Genomic DNA, 6,593 nt, shown 5'->3' with positions numbered 1-6,593 from the left:
ACAGGTCTCGCTTCGGCGAAACCGAAACCCGGTGGGTTGCCGCCGGGTTTTCTTGTCCACAACAGAGTCTGCTCGAGGACGTCGCCAAAAACTGCCGTGCTACCCGTCAATATGAATTCGACTTGCGCGCGTGCAGGCAACGCTTGATCGTCAAGCGCCGAAGCGCGTGGCAGAATTGCATCTGGCCTGAAGACGAAGAGTTTCGGGAACCGGTTGAGCCCAACCATAAGTTGACGGGCAAACCCCCTGCTGAAGTTCAGCAATATTGCCTGTTCTCCTTCGGCTTCGAATTCGGTCACAAGGACCGATGAACCGTAATCACGGAGCTCTAACTCGCCGGAAGCATTCATCCGGCCACGGCTGAACCCATTCCAGACCAGAGGCACGTAACCGCCTTTTGGCAATTCGATCTTGATGCTGCTGCTGCCGTCAGTCAGTTAGAAGCGCTCCAGCGACCTGCGTAACCGTCTGGCTTCCATGCGGACCACGGGGTCAAGCTACGGATCGAACCTGACGTCTCGGCCGAACACCGTTATTGCGATGCTATAGCCCTTGATGCGATCGGCCCTGCCTGACAACGCCTCCTCGACCACGTACTCGACAAATCGCCGGTTGCGTTCCGAACAGTCGAACTGCGGCGATTCCATCACGCGGCGCAACTCTGCACGCACTTCTTCCGGAAAACAGCTCTCCGGGTCGATTGGCAAATCCCTGCAGCCTTCGTTCGCGCCCCCGGTTGGGTTTTCGGGCTCCAAGAGATTTGTATGCACTGAATTTCGGCAACGCTGCTCATACGACACCCCTAGACGCGACTTGTGAACCTGTGAGTTCGAACCGGAACAACTACGTATCGGAGCCCCCTCCTTGACCAAGTATATGTCAGCGGAGTTGTCATGGTCATGATGTTATGAATTGGTAAAATCCAGCCATTGTGCGAGCGTGCCTTGTTTGCCGGGACATTGTCCTTGGGGACAGGAACGATCGTGTTGATCGAACCACAGTAAAATGCGCCGGAAATCATGGATTCTGGGGACTACGGCCGATGGGAAACGCGGTCGAGTGCCCAGCGCGCGCCCCGCTGTCCCAAAGGTTTCTCGCGACTACAGTAACTTACTTGCCTGCCGACTGCAGAGGAGACATGATTTTTGACTTCAGGCTTTGAACCTCAGTCTTTGACCTCAGTCAAAGGGCGCGCAGAAATGCCGATGAAAGAGCCGAACCCGTCGTTGCCACTGACGAGGGCGCTGGCTCGATTCATCGACGTTGCCGATCTGATCAAGTTACGCATCGGTAAGGACGAAGCTTTGCGCGAATTATGTGCTGACTACCACTTGGCGCGGAAAACACTGACAAATCTGAAAAAGGAGCGGCCGAGACATTCATCTCGAATTGAAGAGTACACGATTCTCACCGCGGAGCTTGAAGACGAGATCATCACGCATCTTTTGGGTTCGGGGGAGCAAGAGCGCACATGATAGCCCTGGCAGACTATCGTGGTCGCCTGCCATGTTCTTCCTGCAGGCGACATTCAAAAGTGCCTTAAGATATGATGCGCGGCAAAGGAGCGGAGGAAGATATGAGTAGGAAGAAGAAGAAGAAGAAGAAGAAGACCAAGATTTCCGAGCCGGCCGAGGGGAAATCGGATGGAAAAAATCACGCGAAAGAACTCACCCGGTTGCAGGTCGAGCTTTCGCATTTTCAGGCCTGGATAAAGAAGTCCGGTGCCCGGATCGTGATCATCTTCGAGGGCCGTGACGCCGCCGGCAAAGGCGGCGTGATCAAGCGTATCACCGAGATGGTCCGCCCGCGGGTGTTCCGCGTTGCCCGCGCCGACCGATCGGGAGAAAACCCAGATCTACATGCAACGCTACATCCGGCACCTGGCCGCCGGAGGCGAGATGGTGCAGCTAAGGGGTCACCATGACAACGATCCGGAAATCACTGGCAGTTCTTTCGGCCTTGTTCCTTGCTACGCCTTTCTACCTGGCAAGCCAGGCAGCCGCGGGTGTTGGCGGCAGCGACCACTATGATGGCAACAACTGGAACAAGCGGTATAACGAAGGCTGGCTCGTCCGTTTCCAGGCTGCCAGGAAATTGCGTCCCCGTCACATATGGTGGGGTGGCCTATCGAAAATGCGGAAACTACTGGATGCGGCCGCGCTACCGGGGCTCGACAGTCGTCTATGTTCGGGTGGGACGCCCGTATTGAGGCCGGGGCCAGCCGCCGGCTTTTCGCCGATAGGTATTAGCGAGCTCGCGTAGATGCGCGGTTACGCGGAAGAGATGCCACGCCGCCTCTGCCAGACAAATACCGGGATGCCGAGCAGCAGCAGCACGAGTCCGTAGAGCACCGGTTGCGCGCCGCACCCGTACAGCGTGAACATTGCAAACACGAATGCAATCAGTTCGATCACTGTTACGCGCGGGACCCGTGCGCCGCCGCTGATGCGAGCAGATACGAGGCTACTTGCCAGCGCGCAGAAGGCATATGGGATCACCGCGGTCATCGTGCTCAACCCAACAATCAGTTTGTAGATGGCTGCAAAGCCTTCGGAGCCAGCGGCCTGAACCAACACGAGAACAGTGGCGAAAAGCGCCGATATGACAATTCCTGTTGCGGGGACACTTCGCGCCGAGAGCCTGCTAAAAACCGGAGGAAACAACCCGTCGCGTGCTGCCGCCATCGGCACCTGGCCCATCAGCAATGTCCATCCGTTAAGCGCGCCGATCGACGAGAGGACTATGGCGATTGAGATCGCAATCTCTCCCGATCGTCCCCACATAATCCGAGCTGCGTCAGAGAATGGCGAAAGCGAGCGAACCAGCTCCTCCCGCGGCAAGAGTCCCATGACCGCAATGGTGCCAAGAACGTAGAGTGTCGCGGCAATTGCGATCCCGAGGACGGTTGAAAAGGGAATGGTGCGCCCCGGATTGCGCACGTCACCGGCCGGAACGGTTGCCGATTCGAGGCCGAGATACGCGAACATGGTGAGGGGTGCGAGAGCGGCACTTGCCTGTATCAAAGGCAAGCCGCTGGGGTTGAAATCATGGAAATGCGATAGGTCGATGAAGAATAGACCCACAATAGCGATCGCGGCGAAGGGCAGCAACTTCGTGTAGGTGGTTACCTGAGCGAAAAGCCCGGCGGCACTGACACCGCGAAGATTGATGAGCACCACCGCCCAGATCGCACCAAGTGTCAGTAGCACAGCCGTGGCTCGACCGGAGAGGAATGGGAAAAGGTTCATCACCACACCGGCGAAAGCCACCGCAATAACAGGAAGGGACGCCCAAATCGAGATCCAATATCCCCAGGCAATTAGAAAGCCGGGGAAGTCGCCATACGCGAGTCGCGTGTAGGCATAGGGTCCGCCTGTAGCTGGTGCCAGCCGCGCGAGCTTGGCGAACGTCAAGCCAAGGCATATCGCGCCTGCACCCATAATTATCCAGACGAGAATGGCAAGATTCCCGTATGGCGCCACGGCAGCTGGTGAGAGGTAAAACCCGGACCCGACCATGTTTCCTACAACGATGGCCGTACACGCGGCGACCCCAAGGCTCTTGCCCTTCTCTTGAGCTGGCATCAGTCGCCTTCCCTCCAGCTATTGGTTTTGGCAGCGAAGCTGCTCGCCATGATGATGGCTGACAGCAAGCCGCAAAATTCCTGGCAACAGACCAGGAGCCGGGCGCCACCTGCCGCTCATTCTGCACCGGCCCCACTTCAATCATTTACGAGGGTCCAATCCTCGCCCGGGTTGAAGCGATCGATGTACTTGACTATCGCTTCAGTCGAAGGGCCGAGGTCTGTCTCGTAGACAATGCCCTGCTGGTTGACCACGAATGTGTTCACACCGGTCTCGCCGTATTTCACTGGCCAGGCGACCAATGCAAAGCCGGCGATCATGTTGCCGTTGATCACATAGTCGTAGGCGCCACCATCGATGTTGTCGCCCTGTCCTGTCAGGATGCGGAACCGGTAACCGAAATATCCCTCACCCTGTTTGGCTTTCTGCAAGGTAGCCTCGTCGGCGAAGTCCCCGGCGGGGCTGTCGCCATCGCCTTGTGCCGCAGGCCAATAGAGACCGTCGGTCTTGCCTTCGCTGCTGATCAGCTTTTGCGCATACTCGAGTACGCCGTCGCCGTCCCGGTCCTGTGCTGCATACTCACGCTGCGCATCGACGTAGTCGCCCATGGTCTCGATCGCTTGAAGCTCGTTCTCTCCAACGCGTCGATTGACGATCTCTTCGAGCCCCGCAAATGTGTCGAAAGCCCACTTGCCGTCCTCGCCCTTGACCAGAGGAAATGGAAGCGGCCATAGCTTGGCGCCGAGTTGCAGCAGCTTGCGGTCCGCCAAGTCCTGGACGACCAGTTGCTTGGCCGCCCCCTCGCGGATCTGAGCGAAGGTCGACATGGTGTTTTCATCCGCTTTCAGCTTTTGCGCATCGAGCCCGAGAAGCTTGGCGAGGGCATCGAAATCGTTCGCGACAAGAGCGGCCTTGAACGCGTCGACCGCAGCCTTCGGATCATTGAAAGTCGGCGGCTCATTGTCTGACGCGAACGAGGATATGTCGCCCTGGTCTTGTTTATCCTGCTGCTCTTGCGCAAGCGCCGCAACCGGCAACGAGACGGCCAGCGTCGTGACGATAGCCGCAGCGCCGAAGCATGAGCGTAAGCTTGTCAGAAAGCCAATCATGGTCGTGATCCCGTGTTGAAGTCAGCGTCGTCCACCGCGTCCGCCACCGCGTCCGCCACCGCGTCCGCCACCACCGGGGTGACGGCGTCCGCCACCACCTCTGGCACGGGCACCGCCCCCACGAGCGCCGCCGCCCATGGACTGCCGGCCACGGTTCGACTGTATCTGCGCGGCCTTTCCTCGGTTCACATTGCCGAGACCTGACGGCTTGTTGGGGCGACGGTCGACCTTGGCTCCGGCTTTCGCCTTACCTGACGGACGACTGACGTTACCAGGCTTGTTTGCTTTTGGCTTGCCGGCATTCGGGCGCTTGCCGGCATTCGGGCGCTGGCCGGCACTCGGGCGCTGGCCGGCATTCGGGCGCTGGCCGGCATTCGGGCGCTGGCCGGCATTCGGGCGCTGGCCGGCGTTCGGTCTATTGGCTCCAGCCAGGTCGCTTGCGTTCCTTCTTTGGCCATTCAGCGCACTCTTGCGCACATCCGCGGTCTTCGCCCTGGCGGTGGACAGGTTCCCAGCACGCTCATTTCTGACGTTGGTCGCCTTGTTTCGAATGGAGTTTCCTCGGTCGGCTCTGATGTTGTCCTTGATTTTCGTGCGATCAAACTTGGCCAACTGGTCCCTGTCGATGTTTATCTTGGACCGATCGACGTTCTTCCAGTCCACGTCGTTCCAATTGACCTTGCCATTGATGTTGTTGAAGCATTTGTTGCAGTCGATATCGATGTCGCCGCCCCAGCCGCCGCCGCCCCAAACGTCCCAGTTGTCCCAGTCGACAGCGGCTGCCCAAAGCACACCGGTCACCGCGGCAGCGAAGTAAGGCGCCGTCGGGTAATAGTAACTGGGATAGGGTTCCGGATAGTAGGAAACCGGCGCCGGCTGGTAGTCCGGCGCGTAGAGCATCTCAGGCTGGTACTGGGGCACATAGATTTTCTCGGCCGCCGCCGGCTGAATGACGACATTGTCGTTCTCCTGGACGACCGTGACCTTGTCGTCGGATTTTATGATGCCCTTGGCAACGGCTTCGTCGCGCAATTGCTGAATGGCGGCAAGGACGTCCTTCGACTGGTAGGTCAGGGCGTCGCTCAGGTCCTGTGTCCATTCCAGGTCGTCGTTCATCATCTTGACGATCTCGGGATAGTTGAGGAGGGAAATGACGCTGCCGTCCCAGGTGTCCTTGGGCTGCAGGCTGGCGTCCTTTGCCTTCTTGTCCAGGAAGCGCGAAGCCTCCACGATCTGGAGCGGATACAGCGAGGACTCTGAAATCACGGCGATCAACTGATCTGGGTAGAGTGCGATCCGCGCCACAAGGACTTCAAGCTCATCGTCCGACAACGGCTCTGGGGCCTGTGCTTCGGGAGCCGGAGCCCCGGTCGCCGATGCATCAGCAGCTGCCTTCTGGCTCTGCTGGCTCTGCGCCTGGACCGGCAGCGAGCTGCCGGCCAGCATCATGGCAATGAAGACCATTCGGCTGAAATTAAGACCCGCGACCTTCATATCCATTTCCCAAACTCCATTCGCCGGCGAGGGATGCTGATCAGAGTGCCGTGCTAATTCTCCAATGTCCCCCGCCAAACTCGCTGCCTAAACAGAAGTTCACTCCGGTATCGCGGCCTGGCGAAAGAAGGCCAACGCGCCTTCGTCCGGCGTTCCAAACCATTTCCGATACACCTCAGGAAAATTGTCGGACCTGTAGAACTGACTCAGGGCTCGATCCACAACAAGGCGAAAGTCATCGTCGTTTCTTGCGAGGGACAGGGCGATCGGCTCATACGTGAACAGCCTGTCAAGGACGATCACTTCACCGGCCGATGGGCCGTCAGCTGTGGCGTCCGCCAGGATTGGCCGGTCCCCAAAAAAGACATCCGAGCTGTGATCGAGTACCCGTGCGATACCAGCGGCA

Annotated in this window: 6 protein-coding genes and 2 pseudogenes; 3 read left to right on the top strand and 5 right to left on the bottom strand. The window is 58.6% G+C overall.

The genetic code is table 11. The features are described from left to right. The coding region (locus AC07FD_RS15830) for a hypothetical protein (protein WP_478350591.1) at positions 1-311 on the top strand (311 nt) is incomplete at its 5' end. A gap of 186 nt (positions 312-497) precedes the next feature. Here the strand turns inward: AC07FD_RS15830 and AC07FD_RS15825 are convergent. Beyond that, positions 498-755: a hypothetical protein gene (locus AC07FD_RS15825; protein WP_478350590.1), complete on the bottom strand. Its 258-nt coding sequence runs from the start codon at positions 753-755 to the stop codon at positions 498-500. Between the two features lie 390 nt (positions 756-1,145). Here AC07FD_RS15825 and AC07FD_RS15820 point away from each other — a divergent pair, with 390 nt between their 5' ends. Together AC07FD_RS15820 and AC07FD_RS15815 are read left to right on the top strand one after the other, a co-directional pair. Next, the gene (locus tag AC07FD_RS15820; protein ID WP_478350589.1) at positions 1,146-1,475 is read left to right on the top strand and encodes a hypothetical protein; all 330 of its coding nucleotides are present in this window, start codon (positions 1,146-1,148) and stop codon (positions 1,473-1,475) included. Between the two features lie 101 nt (positions 1,476-1,576). Continuing rightward, positions 1,577-1,904, top strand: a pseudogene (locus AC07FD_RS15815) (polyphosphate kinase 2 family protein); the annotation flags it as partial. Positions 1,905-2,270: 366 nt separating this feature from the next. Here the strand turns inward: AC07FD_RS15815 and AC07FD_RS15810 are convergent. From AC07FD_RS15810 to AC07FD_RS15795, 4 genes and pseudogenes are all read right to left on the bottom strand, one after another. Next, on the bottom strand, positions 2,271-3,584 hold the full coding sequence (locus AC07FD_RS15810; protein WP_478350588.1) for an amino acid permease: 1,314 nt from the start codon (positions 3,582-3,584) through the stop codon (positions 2,271-2,273). A gap of 137 nt (positions 3,585-3,721) precedes the next feature. Continuing rightward, positions 3,722-4,693: a DUF2950 domain-containing protein gene (locus AC07FD_RS15805; RefSeq protein ID WP_478350587.1), complete on the bottom strand. Its 972-nt coding sequence runs from the start codon at positions 4,691-4,693 to the stop codon at positions 3,722-3,724. Positions 4,694-4,714: 21 nt separating this feature from the next. Beyond that, on the bottom strand, positions 4,715-6,193 hold the full coding sequence (locus tag AC07FD_RS15800) for a DUF3300 domain-containing protein (protein WP_478350586.1): 1,479 nt from the start codon (positions 6,191-6,193) through the stop codon (positions 4,715-4,717). Positions 6,194-6,286: 93 nt separating this feature from the next. Next, positions 6,287-6,593 (bottom strand): annotated as a pseudogene (locus tag AC07FD_RS15795) (amino acid ABC transporter substrate-binding protein); the annotation flags it as partial.

The organism is Mesorhizobium waitakense (genome assembly GCF_056431085.1).
Note: the sequence above shows the minus strand (reverse complement) of the source record. Positions and strands in the feature narration are given on the sequence as shown.